We start from the raw sequence: 15,558 nt of genomic DNA on the forward strand, positions 1-15,558 counted from the left end.
CGGACACACTTCACCGATCCGCCGGGCGATGTATGCGGCCCTAACGCAAGCCTCACACGGAATTAGGAGGAGCTGACCGCCGAGGCGGCGCAGCTCCAGAGTTCCAGCGCGGGCTGCTCCGCTTTTGGCGGACCGAGCCATTCGCTCAAGGCGTGGCAACGCTGGTTGAAACACAGTTGGTAGTCCCCTGCTTCGGGGGTTCGCCCCACTCGCAAGGGTTGTAACAGCGGCATCTGGCGCTGGTAGTGCCAGGTGCCGTCACGCAGTTCGGCGTCATCCGGAATTTCCATCCCGGCGCCCGAGCCCTTGACCCGCGCTTCGCCGAGCACCAGCCCCTCCGGCGTGACGCGGTAATCCTCCTCCCAGCGGATCTTCTCGATGGTGTGATTCCAGGCCAGGGTGAAATCGGCGGTGGGCACCTCTGCCCACACCACCCCGGCCAGTCCCAGACAAAGACCGATCACGCCAGTACCGGGCCGGCCCGGCGGGCGCGCACGATGTGTTGCGCCAGCAGCAGGATGCCGATACCGAAGCCGATTTCATCGGTGATCGGCATGGCCATGATCAGCGTCGCACCGGCGGCAAAACCGAGCACGCGTTCCCACCAGGCCAATGGCCGCTGCAGATAGCCAATCGAGGCGACGCCCCACAAACCAATGGCGAAGGCTGCCTTTATCACCATGTAGGCGGTCATCCACAGACTCTCGCCCTGCATCATCAGCGAAGGGTTGTAGACCGCCATGAACGGCACCACGAAGCCGGCAACGGCGATTCGCACCGCCCACATGCTGATCTTCAGCCCGGTCTCCTTGGCGATTGGTGCCGCAGCAAAGCAGGCCAATGCGACGGGCGGTGTGAGGTCGGCGAGGATGCCGAAATAGAACACGAACATGTGCGAGACGAGCAGCGGTACGCCGAGATCCAGCAGCGCTGGTGCGGCGATGGAGCTGGTGATGATGTAGTTGGGGATGGTCGGAATGCCCATGCCCAATACCAGGCAGGTGGCCATGGTCAGCAGCAGCGAGAGGAACAGGTTGTTTTCGCCGACGGCCAGGATGTAGCCGGCAAAGGTCGAGGCCACGCCGGTCAGCGACACCACGCCGATGATCACGCCGACCAAGGCGCAGGCGATGCCCACCGGCACCGCATGGCGCGCGCCTTCGACCAGCGCATGCAGGCAGACCACCAGGGTGTCGCGGCCGCCCTTGATGAACCAGCAGACCGCTACCAGCACGGCAATGACTGCGAAGATCACCCCGATGCCGAGTTGGAAGAAACCGGCGCAGAGCACGCCCAAGGCGATCCAGAAGGCGATGCGCAAGCCAAATGACGAGACCTTGAGGATGATTGCCGAGCCAAGGATGACGATGGCTGTCAGGGCCAGGCCGACCATTCCGGAGAACAGCGGCGTGCGCCCGGAAAACAGCAGATAGACCAGTACACCCAGCGGAATCAGCAGGTACCAGCGCTGCTTGACCGCGGCCATTGCGCTCGGGCATTCCTCCTTCGGCAGGCCTTTCAGATTGGCGCGCTTGGCTTCCAGATGAACCATCCAGAACACCGACCCGAAGTAGAGCAGGGCCGGAATCAGTGCGGCCTTGGCGACCTCGATGAAAGGCACGTTGATGGTTTCAGCCATGATGAAGGCCACGGCACCCATCACCGGCGGCATCATCTGGCTGCCCATCGAGGAGGTCGCTTCGACACCGCCGGCAAAGGCGGCCTTGTAGCCGAAGCGCTTCATCAGCGGGATGGTGAACTGGCCGGTGGTTACGACGTTGGCCACACCGGAACCGGTGATGGTGCCCATCAATGCCGAAGACACCACCGACACCTTTGCCGGGCCGCCCAGCTTGTGGCCGAACAGGCCCATCGCGAAGTCGGTGAACAGCTTGATCATGCCCGCCTGTTCGAGGAAAGCACCGAACAGAATGAACAGGAAGATGTAGGTCGCCGAAACGTACGTCGGAGTGCCGTACAGGCCTTCGGTGCCAAAGGCGAGCTGGTTGACCATCTGATCGACGGCGTAGCCACGGTGCGCCAGATCACCGGGCAGATACTGGCCGAGCAGGCCGTAGGCAAGAAACGTGGCGCAGATGATCGGCAGGGCGATGCCCATGACGCGGCGAGCAGCTTCGAACACCAGCGTGATCAGCAGGACGCCGACAGCGAAATCGAGGGTCGTGAGATCGCCGGAGCGCTGGATCAGGTCAGCTTCGAAATACCACTGGTAGAACGCCGTGCCCATGCCGGCCAGCGCCAGAACCCAAGCCAGCGGCTGCCAGGGGCGGCCTTTGCCCGCGGCGGGGAAATACAGAAAAACGACCATCAACAGAAAACCGACATGCCCTGCTCGCAGCACCTGGCTCGATACCGGGTGAAACGCCGCCATGACGATCTGGTAAGTGGAAAACAGCAGGGCCACATAAAACAGTGCCTTTGGCCAATCGCCTGCACTGCCCGTCAAGCCTTGTTCTTGTTGTAGTTCGCTCATGAAATGCCTCGAGCTGGATAAAACGTGGTCGCGTAGAGCCGCTAACAAAACCTGCCGTGCCTGCACGCTGGTTTTACTAGCGCCTCTTCAGATTCGGGTTGGGCGAGCCGCGGGTGTCAGGGCAGACGCCCGCGGTTCAGACCGGGCAGCAGGGGCTGCCCGGGACGTACTCAGAGTACGCCGGCTTCCTTGTAGTAACGCTCGGCACCCGGGTGCAGCGGGATCGGCAGCGCCTTGGTAGCGTTTTCCAGCTTGATGTCCTTGGCAGCGGAGTGCGCATTGCCCAACTGATCGAGGTTCTCGAACAGCAGCTTGGTCATCTGATAGGCGATGTCATCCGGTACATCTTCGTGGGTAACCAGGATGTTGGTGATAGCGACGGTCGGCACGTCGTTTTCCTGGCCTTCATAGGTGCCGGCCGGAATCTTGGCGGCCTGGTAGGCGTCGTTACCAATCTTGGCGACCACATCTGCCGGGATTTCCACGTAGTTCAGCGGCATGGTGGAGGAAAGGTCGCGGATCGCGGCCATACCCAGGCCTGCGGACTGCAGGGTCGCGTCGAGCTGGCGGTTCTTGATCAGCTCGACCGATTCGGCAAACGGCAGGTATTCGACCTTGCCCATGTCCTCGTAGCTCAGGCCGGCGGCCTTGAGGATGGCGCGGGCGTTCAGTTCGGTGCCGGATTTCGGCGCGCCGACGGAGATTGACTTGCCCTTCAGATCAGCCAGCGTCTTGATGCCGGATTCCTTGCTGGCAACGATCTGAATGTAGTTCGGGTAGCTGCCGCCGATGGCGCGCAGCTTCTTCAGCGGGGCCTTGAAGCCCGCGTCTTCCACGCCATTCCAGCCATCAGCCACGGAATCACCGAGGGCAAAGCCCAGCTCGCCACGGCCGGCTTGCAGCAGGTTAAGGTTTTCGACCGAAGCCTTGGTTGCCTGCACGGAGGTTTTCGCGCCGTCGATGCCTTTGCTGTACAGCTGGGAGATGCCTACCCCGATTGGGTAGTACACGCCACTGGTGCCGCCCGTGAGGATGTTGATGAAGGTCGGCGCGGCCACTGCGGCGGTGCTCGCGGTGAAGGCCGCTGCGGCAGCAAGCAGGCTGAAGCGTTTGGTCAATCTCATGGTGTATCTCCGTTTCGTTGTTATTGGTTTTGCAGAACTGACGATAGACGATCAGCTACAGCGCCAGGGCTGCATGCAACGACAAGAAAAGAGAGACGGCGACGGATGTGCTTTCGTGGAGGAGAGCAGGAGTGCTGTGCGGCTTTTCTTGTCATTGGTCGTCGCATCGGGCATGTCAGACATAGCACGAGTTGTGCCATATACGCTGAAGGCTCTGTTTCGGTAGATTTCTGGCTGGTTACAGCGCCCACTGGCAAGAACCCGCTTATGGATGAAGCCTTCATAGGCGGATTCTTGCCGATCACCTGGCATGGCCGAGGCGAACCCTGAGCGGCTGCTGGCGTCGCAACAGAAGAAATAGGGCAAGCGAGGCGCAGCAATGGCCAGTGAAATCAGTGCGAAAGAACTCGGGATCGATATCAGCCAGGGCGAAGACGAGCTGTTCAAGTGGTTCATCGCCAGCTTTCTGTTCGGCAAGCGCATCCAGCAGGACATCGCGGCGGACAGCTACCGCGTGATCGTCGAGAAGCACAAGCGCGACACGCCGCGAAAGCTCTGTAACTGCAGCAAGCAGGAGCTGGTGAACATGCTTGGTGAAGGTCGCTACGTGCGCTACGACGAGTCAACGGCCGAGCGACTGCTCAAGCTGTGCAACAAGCTAAACAGCGAATACGGCGGCAAGCTCGGCAACATCCGCGAGCTGAGCAAGGATCGCAAGGCGCTGGAAAAGCGCCTGGCCGAGTTCGAAGGCGTCGGGCCAAAGACCGTGGAGATCTTCATGCGCGAGGCGCAAACGCTCTGGTATTGATCAGAGCTTTAACGATCTTGCACGTACCAGCCCGCGTAGAACCCAGTCCCATTGCGCCACGGCTGGTGTAGGCGCTGGCTTGCTGGCGATCGCACCGTGGCGTACCCGGTACTGCTGCGCGCGCATTCGGTGACGGTTGCCGTGCGGGTCGCGCTAGCCATCCCGACCGGCCGCGCTTGTGCTCCCAAGCGATCCGGCTAAAGTGGCGCCAGATCTCCAGAGAACCCAGCCCTATGCGTGCTGTATTGTTCGCGCTCATCGTATGCCTGCCTTTATCAGCCACCGCCGGCCCGGCGCCGTATTACCGATGGCAGAGCAAGGCCGATGGCACGGTGATCTGCCGCCAGACCTCGCCTGGGCACGGCTGGGAACTGCTCGACGGCCAACCTTTCCGCGATCTCAACTGCACCCTGCCGGCTGGCCGCATAGACAGGCCCAACGCCGTGCCGGGTTTTCATCCGCAGCCCGGCCGATGAACCGTTAGCGGGCGGTGAGCCTTTCATCGAATCCTCTGTTACCTTGCCTGGTGCGTTGTCAGTGCCGTGCAGCCTCCAGACTTTCGCGGGTATCTGCTTTCTCATCGCTGGCACTACCTGAGCCCGACACTCCGTACCTTTTTTAATGTTCGATCTTTCCGCCTATTTCGGCCTGTTCGGCGCCGCGTTCGCCGCAGCCACCCTCGTGCCGGCACAATCCGAAGCCGTGCTGGTGGTGTTGCTGTTGCATGGAGCACAGCCGGCCACGGCGCTGTTGCTGGTCGCCACGGCAGGCAACGTGCTCGGTTCGCTGGTCAACTGGCTGCTGGGCCGCTCGGTCGAACGGTTGCGTCACAAGCGCTGGTTTCCTGTCAGCGATCAACAGCTCGAACGCGCTCAGCGCCGCTACCACCGCTACGGCCGTTGGTCCTTATTGCTGAGCTGGGTGCCGATCATCGGCGACCCGCTGACCGTTATCGCCGGCACCCTGCGTGAGCCGCTATGGAGCTTTCTGTTGCTGGTCACCCTGGCCAAGGGCGGGCGTTACCTGTTGCTCGCCAGCGTGACGCTTGGCTGGCTTTAAGGTGATCCAGCGCCATCGTTAAGCTCAACGTAACGAAACGCCTCTGTGGTTGAGGGACCATTCGCGGTCAAGACCGCTCCCACGGGGCAGCTCGGTGCGGGTGGCTTGCAATTGCGGGAGGGTCTGCACCGCGAAAAGAAGCTGCGCGAGCGGGTGCGCGCGGGCTGGTTGGGACTGGGTTCGAGGGGCTATTCGCGGTCTAGAACCGCCCCCGCAGGTTCGGTCTAGTTGCGTCCGTGAGAGCGGTCTCGACCGCGAAAAAAGGGCCGCACAGTTGCCGCGGCCGGCCTGATCGCGGTGGGCCTGCGTGGCTCCAGCCGTAATCAGCGCTATGCCTCGGTGATGCCGGCCTTTGCATTGCTGCGCCATGTGCGCCCGGAACAGCTTGTCGAGCAACGGCTGCTGGCGATCTGCCGGCGCTGCGTACGTTTGAGCAATTGACGCCACAGCTGGCAATGCTCAGCAAGGTGAAGACGTCATTAACCTGCATCGCCACCTTGGGCTCGAAGCCCGCCTTTTGGAGGACCCGATTGCCGTCCTGGTGCGTCGCGGAATCTTGCGTCAGCGTGATGAGGTGGCGTTGCGCAGATTGCTCTGGTCGAGTTCCGCCTGCTGGGCGATGGGTGAATCGACCGGCGTGACGAGAAAAGATGTCATCGGCAAACAGCGGCAGCTGTGCGCAATCCAGGTCGTAGCTAAGGCTCTCGTTCAGCGACATCAGCTGTTTATCTCTGACGTCGAGCGAAGCCTGGTGCTTGATCACCCACGCGGGCCTGGTTTGTGACCTGCTTCAAAAAAACGGCAGACATGCACATCGCAAGAGTGCAGTTGACGAATCGTGCATCTTGCAACAGAAGGTGAAACCACTTTCCGTATAACTGTTTGATACTCAAGTAGAAATTACTTTCAAAAGATTGGCACGCCGTATGCTCTAGTTGCGTATCGCCACAGGCGTAACACAACAATTCGAACGCATGGCTGAGTGGCCGCGCCAGCCAGGGATATGGAAAGCATGGATAACAGACTGAACGGCAAAACCGAGATATGGGCCGATGGCTATTCGTTCATGGAAATGAGCGAGACGTTGCTCGTCGCGTTAGGTATCCGCGCAGTAGAACCCAGCCCCCCCAAGTCACCTTCCCGCCGTGCCGAAGTGGCATCCGAAGAAGCTTGCCCTGACATGGGAATCGAACGGTAACGTCGACCATTTGGTTGCTGCTGACCTCAAACTGCTCGCTATCCCTACTAGCGAGCCAGATTGGGTGTCGGTCGGTATCCGGCCGCTGTGTCAGTTCAGAGCACGTGTTTGGAAATGTGCTTCGATATTTCGACGATGGAGGTCTTGCCGGTGAACTCGAACTTGACCTTCCCCAGCGATGAGAAATAAACCTCCAGTTCCGAGTCCAGATCGAAGGTTCCTGACGTCTCCACCGAATAGGCAACGATGTTGTTGTAGGGCAAGGACGTGAAATCCTTCTTGCTGCCGGTGATGCCCTGCACGTTGACCGCGATGATCCGCTTGTCTGTAAACACCACGCCGTCACGCATGGACTTGTAGGAATCGATCACCTGTTCGTCGTCCAGTAGCAGCGAGCGGACCCGCTCTGCGTATTCATCGTTCTGCTTTAGCTTGAAGAAACCCTTGTTATCAAAATCGATCATCGCTGCGTTCCTCGTCATGGATCGTTGTCGCTGCATGCTGCCCTAGCTGAACGCGGCTTGCCAGAGCGCCTGCGGCCTTGACAGTGACAGACCGCTTCCGATCAAATGTTACGGTATAACATTTGATCGGAAGCGGGTATGAACAGCAGTAGCGTTGCAGCAAGCATTTTGGGACTAGCCGCCGCGGCAGGTTTGGCCAGCATGTCAGCGTTGGCGCAGGAGTCAGACAGCGCAGTTCTTGAAGACGTGGTCGTCACGGCAGACTGGGAACAAGTCTTAGCAGAGGGCTACCGGACTCGGCGTTCAGCGAGCGCCACCAAGACGGATACGCCGCTGGAGGAGGTTCCCCAGGCGGTCAGCGTGATCCCCGCCACGGTGCTTGAAGATCTGGATAGCCCGCGTATCGAAAAGGCGCTGGATTATGCGGGCGGCGTGGCGCGGCAGAACGACTTCGGCGGCCTGACCATGTACGAATACAGCATTCGTGGGCTGACGACCTCTGAGTTCTACAAGGACGGCTTCAGCGTCAACCGCGGCTACATGAACCCTCAGGACCCATCCAACGTCGAGCGCATCGACGTGCTCAAGGGGCCGTCGTCCAGCCTGTACGGTCGCGGTGACCCAGGCGGCACCATCAACATCGTCAGCAAGCGCCCGCAGAACGACAGGTTCGCCCGGCTGGACCTGAGCGCTGGGCGCTGGGATCGCTATCGCGGCAGCCTGGACGTCAACACACCGTTGGATGACGAGGGCAAGATGCTCTACCGCATGAATCTAGCGGTAGAGGTCAGCAAGAGTTTTCGCGATTACCGCTCCGGCGAGCGCCAGTTCTTCGCGCCTGCGTTCAGCTGGGATCTGGCGCCGCAGACGCGCCTGCTGGTGCAAGCCGAAGTCATCCGCAACAGCCAGGTGTTCGACCGTGGTGTGGTGGCGCCAAATGATTATCTCGGAAGCGTCTCGCGTACGGACTTTTTCGGTGAGCCCGGCGACGGTGACATCGACAACAACAACGAGAGCCTGCAGGCTGAGATCGAGCATGATCTGAACGCCAGCTGGACCGTCCGCCTGGCCAGCCACTACAAGCAGGGTCGCCTGAGCGGTGGTGCGACTGAAGCGAGCAGCCTTGCGGCTGACACGCATACCCTCAACCGAGAATACCGCTACCGCGATTTCGATTGGCAGGACAGCATCACTCAGCTGGAGCTGCGCGGTCTGGTCTATACGAGCGACATCGAACACAACCTGTTGATCGGCACCGAATACGAGCGTTACGTCAAGAACGAACGCCTGATGCGCTCCCGTCCTGTCTCGCAAATCGATATCTACGAGCCGGTCTATGGGCAGCTAAGACCGCCGTTTAGTGTTGGCCCCGATGGGCGCAGCACCCACCGCCACGAACGGGTCCATTCCCGTTCGCTGAACCTGCAGGATCAGATCCGTTTCAGTGAAAAATTCTTCGGTGTTGTTGGCGCCCGTTACGACCATTACGAGCATCGGCTGGACAACGAAGTAGTCGTCAGCACGCGCATGGAGCAGACCCATGAAAAGGTCACGCCACGCATTGGGGCGCTGTATCAGCTGATGCCTGAAGTTGGCGTGTTCGCCAATGCCTCGCAGTCGTTCAAGCCCAATGGCGGCATTGATGCGTCAGGCACGGCATTCGATCCGGAAGAAGGCGTTGGTTACGAAGCGGGCTTCAAATTCAACCTGCTCGACAGCCGTCTGGGCATGACCGTCGCTGCCTTTCACCTCACCAAGGAAAACGTACTCACTGCCGATCCGGTCGACTCCGCGTATCAGATCGCCGCGGGCGAGGTGCGTAGTCGCGGCATCGATTTCCAGCTGACCGGCCAGCTGACCGACGCGATTCGGCTGATCGGCGCCTACGCCTATGTCGATGCCGAAGTGACGGAAGACAACACCCTCGCGCGCGGCAGTCGCTTGCTCAACGTGCCCGAGCACAGCGGCAGTCTGCTCGGTGTGTATGAGTTTCTCGACGGTGGACTGCGCGGTTTGGAGTTGGGCGGCGGGGTCAATTACGTCGGCGAGCGCTCCGGCAACGTGACGGACAGCGGCTTCGAACTGCCGGGTTACACCACCATGGATCTGCTGGCGCGCTACAAAGCCACGCCGGACATGACCTTAGGCGTGAATCTCAATAACGCCTTCGACCGCACCTACTACGAGCGCTCCTACAGCAACGTCTGGGTGATGCCTGGCGAGCCGCGCAACCTGAGCCTGAGCCTGTCACTGAACCTGTAACGCAGAGCCGGCTCGCCCCGGGCCGGCTCGTCATTCACTAGTCCAAAAGGATGGAAGATGAACAAGCACCACGCGAAATACGCCATGACTTTGATCGCTGCACTGATGGCAGGGCAGGCCGCGGCCCACGGCATGTGGACCGAAGAGCGTCGCGGCAACATCGAGGTGATCTACGGTCATGGTGCCGAAGACAACGCCTTTGACCCGAAGAAAATCTCCGGCGCCTGGGCCACAAACCACCACGGCAGCCGAATCCCTGTCACAGTCGAGCGGCTAGAGGACCACGCACGGCTGAAGCCGATTGAATCGCCGGCGGTGCTCAGCGTGGCGCTGGATAACGGTTACTGGACCCAGGCGCCGGACAAGCAGTGGCTCAACGTCGGAGAATCGAAGGTTCCCGGCGCGCTGGATTCCGGGCGTTACTACAAGTACAGCCTGGCGGTATTGGAGGAGGGCGCCAAGCTGCCTGCGCTGGACAAGCTGAAACTGGTCATCGTGCCGCAGCGTGATCCCTTGGCGGTTGAAGCGGGCAAGGCGCTGGAGGTTCAGGTATTGGTAGACGGTAAACCAGCGGCCGACGTCGAGTTGATCGCCGATTACGTGAACAACCCGGACGAGGTGGCTGCGACCACCAACAAGCAGGGCAAGGCGAAGATCACCGTGCGCAACCACGGCCTTAACGTCATCGCCGCCTCCACCACGGTCCCGAGCGAAGACCCGGACGCACGCGTGCGGGGTATGTTCTCCTCGCTGAGTTTCGTCAGCGCGAAGCATGAGCACTGATCGTACCGTTCGCCCAGCGAAACGAGCCTGATCAAAACGCAACCACGACGGTTTTTAGTGGTTCGGCAGCCATATCCATCTGTCATCAAGCATCGGGCCTTGTGGCGCTTATGCAGCGCTTGGTACAGAACCAAGCAAATTGAGTGAATTCAACCGGTCGTCGCAACAAGATCTACTCAGCAACTCAGTGTTGCGACGGGCCGGTTGCATCCGCCTTGGATTCCACGATCGGAATGGTGAATCAGTACCCGGCTACTTCGATGCTTCTTTCTTGCGAGAGGACCTGCCGGGTCGCTTTTGTACTATCGATACGCCGTTATCAGTCTTCAGTATCGACTACCGGTTCGAAGAATTGCGCTTTCTGACATGTAACCCGCAGCTGCGGCTCAAGCTCCTTGATCCTTTGCTTCAGACGTCAGGTCCTTAGAGTCAACAAAAGCCCGCATGGCGGGCTTTTTTGGGGACTATGACTACTCAGCGAAGATCGGTGCTTAGGCTTGGCGTGCCGAAACCTTCCAGCGTCGCGTTTGATGCATTCAGATACTGAAACCAGAACTGGCCGAGCGCATCCATGGTCTTGCCGGAGCGATAGGCATGCTTGACCGAGTCGGTGACCAACCCGGCACCCGAAACGTATACGCGTGAACCCTGCAGATCGGCAAACAGCCCCTTACTTTCTGCGAGCTTGAGCTCGTTAGTCACGTTGAGCTGCTTGATCTGGTTTGAGGCGTAGAAACTAGTGTAGTCCGAGTGCTCAAGCATGTCCGAGATCAGATAGACAACGCGATCATTCACGCCCTGTTCACGCTGCATGTCCTCACCCACCTTGCGCAGTGAGTTCATGATTTCGCTTTTTGGAATGTCCTGGCGGGCATCGCGCAAACCTTTCACGAACTGCTTGCCGAAGCCAGCTTGAAATGCCTTTTTCTGAGTCGCCAGGCACTGGTCGAGCGAGCGTAACTTGCGCATGTTGACGTCGTCACGCACTTCACCTTCGAGCGGCATGTCCAGCTCGCCTGCGTAGGCCAGGCGCAGATATTCCCCAGGCAGAAAGGCCGAGAAGGTGTACAGCTTCACCCTGTCGCCGGCTTGAACAAATCGGTCAACGTGGGCCCAGCTGCCGCGCTGCAGATCCTCAGGCATCGGGATGGTCTGGTCGATGATGACGACCAACTCCCGCCCGGTTCCCGGCGGCTTGATCGCAGTCAGGCCGCCACGGTCGTAGCAGCTCTGCAGGTCGTTTCGCTCAGACGCCAGCACCGTAAAAGGCAGAGCCAGTGAGAAGATCAGGGCCTTGGCAGCTTTCACGACAACGTTCCCTCTGTCTTGGTCGGGAAGAGGCCCAGCGTTTTCAGAGTCTGCTGCTGTTCGCGTATCTCACGCAGTTGAGCTTCGGTGACATTCAGCGCGCGGCTGGCGACTGCAAGGCTCTCCTCGGCCAGGCCGGTGACATCATGAAACTCTGAGGCTTTGATCGCAGCGATAGATTCAATCGCAACGGCAGGCGCAGTTTCGCCGACAGTCGGTGCCGTTACGGTTTCAACCGGCGGCGCCACGGTGACTGCGGCGGGCTGAGCAGGAGGAACTGGCTGTATCGCAGCTCTCTGAGTGACCTTGCCGGCCTTGTACTGGACATAGGCCAAGAAGTTGCGGTGCGCCGAACTTTCGCCTTCCAGGGCGGCAAGCACCCCGGAGTTGGTGTGGTCGCGGCTCGAAAGCTTCGTCTGCAGTCGGCGCAGCTTATCGTCGGCGTGGCTGGCAATGGCTGTACGGTGCAGGTCCATAGCATCCATCATTTCTTCGGCCGTCGCGTACTTGTGTGTCAGGCGCCACGCTGTGTAGGAATGCGTACCGGCGAAATAATATTTGCTAGCCAGCCAGATGCTGATGCCCTGAATGGCGATATAGATCAATGACAGCATGACGTAGGTGGTCAGGCTCGCCTGGCGGATCGCCTCCATCTTATCTGTAATGGTTGCGTCCTCAGCTTCGTCATTAATGGCTTGGGATTCATCAGGCAGGTCAAATGGCGAACCGATACTGCTGTCGCTTTGTGCAGAAGCCTCAGCACGCATGCCGTTGACCATTTCGGTTTCGATGCTATCCAGAGTGGCGGAGCGAACCACGAAGGCACCAATTGCCATGCTGGCTACAAAGGCGCCGCAGACAATCAGCCACAGAAACTTGCGCGAAACGTTGGAGTTGACGTCCTTCATGCGGGCCAGCAGTTGCTCGTAGTCAGGGCTGTTATTGTCCGAAAACGAGTCTTCAAGGTTGATCGCCTTGTTGGCCTTCAGAGAACGCGAACGCTTGCTCGGCTCCTCTCCCTGCCACCAATGACGAGCACGGGCAATCAGAGTGTTGTGGTGCACCGTATGGCCGGCAGCCTCGGCAAAGATCGCCGAAGCCACGGCCAGCAGGATTGCGGTGCCAGCCGTTAGCAAGTGACGATCATTGGTCGAGGCATCCATGTTCATCCAGCCCGCGAGAACGTAGGCAAAACCCATCGCCTCGATCAGGACCAGGCCGACGACCAGAAACAGCACCCACGCCGGACGCGGAGGGCGTCCAGCTTCACCAGCCTTGGCCAGATAGTCGAGCGAAGCATTGTAGGCATCAGGCCCCTTCACATATTTCTTGAATTCTCGGTAGTACACACCAGCCAAGGTCACTTCATGGTTGATCCAGCCATCGCTGTCGACCGACGACGGCTTGCGAGCCAGGCGAGCCACAGTGCCGACGAGCGGAAAGCTATGCCATACGCGAATCAAGAAGTAGGAAACCTGCTCCCAATATTTCCACACAAATACGGCGCTTACCAACAGCGAAAGTACGCCCGCGGTAATCAACTGATTGGCAAGGATCAAGGATTTGAGTGCCGCTAGAGAAAAGTCTTCCATTTCGGATTTCCGTGACTGGGGTTATTTGGTAGCAGGGATGGGCATGAACGAAGCCATGTAGGCTTCAGAGCCGGCGGGATAGTACAGAGCACCTTCGGTAACCTTGGCGTTGCCCTTGCTGAATACGAGATCCATGCACGACACCGATGCCTTGGCGTCGCTGGCGAAAACGCGATACAGCACCTGGCTTTCGCCTTCGTAGGTATTGGCGACGGCCTTGATTGTCTGGGCCTTCCTGCTGTTTTGGTCATAGTCCTTGACCACTTGCAGAATTGGCTGGCGGTCCACCTGTGCGTTTTCGCGCAGGATCGAGACGGGGGATACCGTGACCAAGTGACCATTAACGGTGTTTGCCCACACGCGGTTGTTGTAGCCCGGCAGATAGTCCCGGGTGGCACGACGTTGCAAAGGTTTGTCGTCTTTCATGCTCAGCACTTCGCCGGCGTTGCGTGGCATGTCGGTTTCGCAGCTGGCCATTGGCATTTCGCTGGCGCGTGCCGAACTGATCAGCTCGAAACCGCTGCGCTTGGGCTTGATGTTTTGAGCCATGGACCAGTTGTACGCTTGAGCCGGCTTGCCAGCAAAATCGATCGCAGGCTCTGCCTTGGCGATCTGCTTTGCAGTGCTGACGTTGCGAGACGCAGGCATCTTGGAGGCCGTTTTCTCAACAATCGCCGGTGCGCTTTTAGATTGAAATGTCTCTGCTGTCCGCCCGCTGTTTGCTTTCGGCTTGGCGGTCGTGGATGTGCCGTAATGCAGGTACTTTGTATTGCCTGCCTCAGCCTGCGCTCGCATTGCCAAGGCCTGCTCGTTGGCCAGTTCTACAATCTCCACGCGACGGTTTTGCCCCCGCACAAGCGGGTCGCTGTTGTCTGCAATTGGGCGCGAAGACCCCGCGCCCTGGTAGAAGATCGATGTGGAGGGAATGCCCGCACGAACCAATGCCTTGCCCACGGTGCGTGCACGGCGCTCGGACAACTTTTGGTTGTACGTCGCCCCGCCGGTGGCATCGCTATGGCCTACCACGAGCAGGCGACGCGTTTGGAGCTGTTCGGTGGCCGCTTGAGGGTCAGTTTCGGTGGGCTTGGCATACATCTGTGCCAGCTTGGTGACAGCGCGCGTGCCGCTATCGGTCAGCTGATCAGAGTTGCTGGCAAACATGCCGCTGTCTTCGATTTGGGTAACGAGACCCGCTTCCTTTGGCACGGCGGTGGCGATTGCGCCGGACGCCACCGTTAGCTGTTCGGTGGAGATTTTCAGGTTTTCTTCCTTGGCGATGCGGTCCAGCTCTTGAAGGCGGGACTGCCACGCATGGCCCAGGATGCAGCCAATTGCGCCGCCGGCTGCTGCACCGATAAGTGCTCCGTCTTTGCCCTTCAGCGCGTACCCTGCTGCACCACCAGCAATGATTCCGACCCCACACAGGACCGGCATGCCATAGTCTTTGCCAATGGTGGTGACAGAGTCTTTTAGCCCCTGCATCTGCTGATTGCTGCAGCCGGCAATCGTAAGAAATACGCAACTGAGCGCGGTTAGGCGAAACGAATGGTGCATGACGGTTCCCTGTCGATATGTTTTGGCGGCCAATAGGCACATGTCGCGCACGGAATTTACAGAGAGATTGATCACACCGCTACCGTGAACCAGTCGACGGAGCATTTTTTTTGGCACTGATCCGAAGGGCCTGCTTAGTCTAGAAAAAACAAAGCGCTCGAAAATTCAGCGAACTTGTTTTCTAAGCCGACGACAGTTCTGCGCTACGTTGCTTACGTCGATACGCGGGGGCGCTGTGCGCTGTAGAAATTGCCACCGCAGCCTCGCTACACGACCGTAATTCAGCTGACGAAACCGCAGGTGCAGGGTTGTCGTCACGCCCGACAACAGATCGGCGTCCGAGGACGGATCACCGAGCACCTCGGTTTCAGCACCCATAGCCAGCTCAAAGACGCAGCTCCGCTTTTTTACCTCATTCGAACCGTAGGAATAACCTACTGCGTTTCTCTACCTGTTCAAGCAAACAATACCGACGTGTCGTCTTAGTGGACATATCGTTCAATTCGACGTCGTACTGGTGGTCACTGAACAGATGGAATTGGCAATGGATACAATGAGCGGGGCATGGTTAGCAATGAACAGTTCATTTTGTGCCATGCTGGTCCTGCAGCTAGCTCCGCCTTTTCTTCCTCAAGGTGTCGGATAATCTCGCCGAGATTCTGTAGAGGTATCTCAACATATTGAGCTCCGCAGTTGCCTCTACTGAGGGCTGAAGAAGGCCAAGTCGAACAACTGAAGCGGCAACTTCTGCGCGCAAATCGGTAGAGGAGTCGATCAGCTTCAAGCCAACGGGTGCTACCGCAGCGAGGTCGGCTATTACGGACGTGTAACCGTCATTCCTGCTGCGACCTTTTTAATGTTTATCTTGGCGTATCGGCTATGGTAGCCTAGTGCTACCATGAAGGGCGTGCA

Annotated in this window: 13 protein-coding genes and 2 pseudogenes; 6 read left to right on the forward strand and 9 right to left on the reverse strand. The window is 59.1% G+C overall.

Annotated features, from left to right (window positions below; translation table 11 throughout):
- Positions 1 to 62: 62 nt before the first annotated feature.
- The 3 genes from PSTU_RS0110265 to PSTU_RS0110275 all read right to left on the reverse strand — a co-directional run bounded on the left by PSTU_RS0110265 (position 63) and on the right by PSTU_RS0110275 (position 3,618).
- A complete protein-coding gene (locus tag PSTU_RS0110265; RefSeq protein WP_019340941.1) occupies positions 63 to 464 on the reverse strand; it encodes a DUF1850 domain-containing protein in 402 nt (133 codons plus the stop codon).
- Positions 461 to 2,494 carry a TRAP transporter permease gene (locus PSTU_RS0110270; protein ID WP_019340942.1) on the reverse strand — a complete coding sequence of 678 codons (2,034 nt, stop codon included), beginning with the start codon at positions 2,492 to 2,494 and terminating at the stop codon, positions 461 to 463. Before PSTU_RS0110270 ends, PSTU_RS0110265 begins: the two co-directional genes overlap by 4 nt.
- Positions 2,495 to 2,664: 170 nt before the next feature.
- Positions 2,665 to 3,618 (reverse strand): TAXI family TRAP transporter solute-binding subunit, encoded by a 954-nt coding sequence (locus PSTU_RS0110275; RefSeq protein ID WP_019340943.1) that lies wholly within the window; start codon positions 3,616 to 3,618, stop codon positions 2,665 to 2,667.
- Positions 3,619 to 3,997: 379 nt separating this feature from the next.
- On the opposite strand from PSTU_RS0110275, the gene PSTU_RS0110285 reads away from it, so the two are divergent.
- From PSTU_RS0110285 to PSTU_RS0110295, 3 genes are all read left to right on the forward strand, one after another.
- Complete coding sequence (locus PSTU_RS0110285) at positions 3,998 to 4,426, forward strand: DNA methylase (protein ID WP_019340945.1); 429 nt, start codon at positions 3,998 to 4,000, stop codon at positions 4,424 to 4,426.
- Between the two features lie 233 nt (positions 4,427 to 4,659).
- Positions 4,660 to 4,902: a hypothetical protein gene (locus tag PSTU_RS0110290; protein WP_019340946.1), complete on the forward strand. Its 243-nt coding sequence runs from the start codon at positions 4,660 to 4,662 to the stop codon at positions 4,900 to 4,902.
- Positions 4,903 to 5,047: 145 nt separating this feature from the next.
- Positions 5,048 to 5,485, forward strand: a complete 438-nt coding sequence (locus PSTU_RS0110295) for a YqaA family protein (RefSeq protein ID WP_019340947.1) — start codon at positions 5,048 to 5,050, stop codon at positions 5,483 to 5,485.
- Positions 5,486 to 5,924: 439 nt separating this feature from the next.
- Here PSTU_RS0110295 and PSTU_RS21315 read toward each other — a convergent pair.
- A pseudogene (locus tag PSTU_RS21315) lies at positions 5,925 to 6,215 on the reverse strand (LysR substrate-binding domain-containing protein); the annotation flags it as partial.
- A gap of 282 nt (positions 6,216 to 6,497) precedes the next feature.
- On the opposite strand from PSTU_RS21315, the gene PSTU_RS0110310 reads away from it, so the two are divergent.
- Entirely contained in the window at positions 6,498 to 6,683 is a 186-nt protein-coding gene (locus PSTU_RS0110310; protein ID WP_029404715.1) for a hypothetical protein, read from the forward strand.
- 95 nt (positions 6,684 to 6,778) lie between these two features.
- On the opposite strand, the gene PSTU_RS0110315 is transcribed toward PSTU_RS0110310, so the two are convergent.
- Positions 6,779 to 7,147, reverse strand: a complete 369-nt coding sequence (locus tag PSTU_RS0110315; protein WP_019340950.1) for a PH domain-containing protein — start codon at positions 7,145 to 7,147, stop codon at positions 6,779 to 6,781.
- A 138-nt stretch (positions 7,148 to 7,285) separates the two neighbouring features.
- On the opposite strand from PSTU_RS0110315, the gene PSTU_RS0110320 reads away from it, so the two are divergent.
- Together PSTU_RS0110320 and PSTU_RS0110325 are read left to right on the forward strand one after the other, a co-directional pair.
- Positions 7,286 to 9,409 carry a TonB-dependent siderophore receptor gene (locus PSTU_RS0110320; RefSeq protein ID WP_019340951.1) on the forward strand — a complete coding sequence of 708 codons (2,124 nt, stop codon included), beginning with the start codon at positions 7,286 to 7,288 and terminating at the stop codon, positions 9,407 to 9,409.
- A 57-nt stretch (positions 9,410 to 9,466) separates the two neighbouring features.
- The gene (locus tag PSTU_RS0110325; protein ID WP_019340952.1) at positions 9,467 to 10,192 is read left to right on the forward strand and encodes a DUF4198 domain-containing protein; all 726 of its coding nucleotides are present in this window, start codon (positions 9,467 to 9,469) and stop codon (positions 10,190 to 10,192) included.
- Positions 10,193 to 10,457: 265 nt separating this feature from the next.
- Here the strand turns inward: PSTU_RS0110325 and PSTU_RS22270 are convergent.
- The 4 genes and pseudogenes from PSTU_RS22270 to PSTU_RS0110340 form a co-directional block, all read right to left on the reverse strand.
- Positions 10,458 to 10,601, reverse strand: a pseudogene (locus PSTU_RS22270) (IS3 family transposase); the annotation flags it as partial.
- Between the two features lie 65 nt (positions 10,602 to 10,666).
- On the reverse strand, positions 10,667 to 11,500 hold the full coding sequence (locus PSTU_RS0110330; RefSeq protein WP_019340953.1) for a hypothetical protein: 834 nt from the start codon (positions 11,498 to 11,500) through the stop codon (positions 10,667 to 10,669).
- Positions 11,497 to 13,092: a hypothetical protein gene (locus PSTU_RS0110335; protein ID WP_019340954.1), complete on the reverse strand. Its 1,596-nt coding sequence runs from the start codon at positions 13,090 to 13,092 to the stop codon at positions 11,497 to 11,499. The genes PSTU_RS0110330 and PSTU_RS0110335 overlap by 4 nt, the downstream gene beginning before the upstream one ends.
- Positions 13,093 to 13,113: 21 nt before the next feature.
- Complete coding sequence (locus PSTU_RS0110340) at positions 13,114 to 14,721, reverse strand: OmpA family protein (protein ID WP_237709858.1); 1,608 nt, start codon at positions 14,719 to 14,721, stop codon at positions 13,114 to 13,116.
- Between the last annotated feature and the right edge of the window lie 837 nt (positions 14,722 to 15,558).

This window comes from Stutzerimonas stutzeri SDM-LAC, assembly GCF_000235745.1.
In the GTDB taxonomy this organism is placed as follows: Bacteria; Pseudomonadota; Gammaproteobacteria; order Pseudomonadales; family Pseudomonadaceae; genus Stutzerimonas; species Stutzerimonas stutzeri_H.

Coding starts and splice junctions, on each gene's coding strand:
- PSTU_RS0110270 (WP_019340942.1), bottom strand. CDS start 2,494: ATGAGCGAACTACAACAAGAACAAGGCTTGACGGGCAGTGCAGGCGAT.
- PSTU_RS0110275 (WP_019340943.1), bottom strand. CDS start 3,618: ATGAGATTGACCAAACGCTTCAGCCTGCTTGCTGCCGCAGCGGCCTTC.
- PSTU_RS0110285 (WP_019340945.1), top strand. CDS start 3,998: ATGGCCAGTGAAATCAGTGCGAAAGAACTCGGGATCGATATCAGCCAG.
- PSTU_RS0110290 (WP_019340946.1), top strand. CDS start 4,660: ATGCGTGCTGTATTGTTCGCGCTCATCGTATGCCTGCCTTTATCAGCC.
- PSTU_RS0110295 (WP_019340947.1), top strand. CDS start 5,048: ATGTTCGATCTTTCCGCCTATTTCGGCCTGTTCGGCGCCGCGTTCGCC.
- PSTU_RS0110310 (WP_029404715.1), top strand. CDS start 6,498: ATGGATAACAGACTGAACGGCAAAACCGAGATATGGGCCGATGGCTAT.
- PSTU_RS0110315 (WP_019340950.1), bottom strand. CDS start 7,147: ATGATCGATTTTGATAACAAGGGTTTCTTCAAGCTAAAGCAGAACGAT.
- PSTU_RS0110320 (WP_019340951.1), top strand. CDS start 7,286: ATGAACAGCAGTAGCGTTGCAGCAAGCATTTTGGGACTAGCCGCCGCG.
- PSTU_RS0110325 (WP_019340952.1), top strand. CDS start 9,467: ATGAACAAGCACCACGCGAAATACGCCATGACTTTGATCGCTGCACTG.
- PSTU_RS0110335 (WP_019340954.1), bottom strand. CDS start 13,092: ATGGAAGACTTTTCTCTAGCGGCACTCAAATCCTTGATCCTTGCCAAT.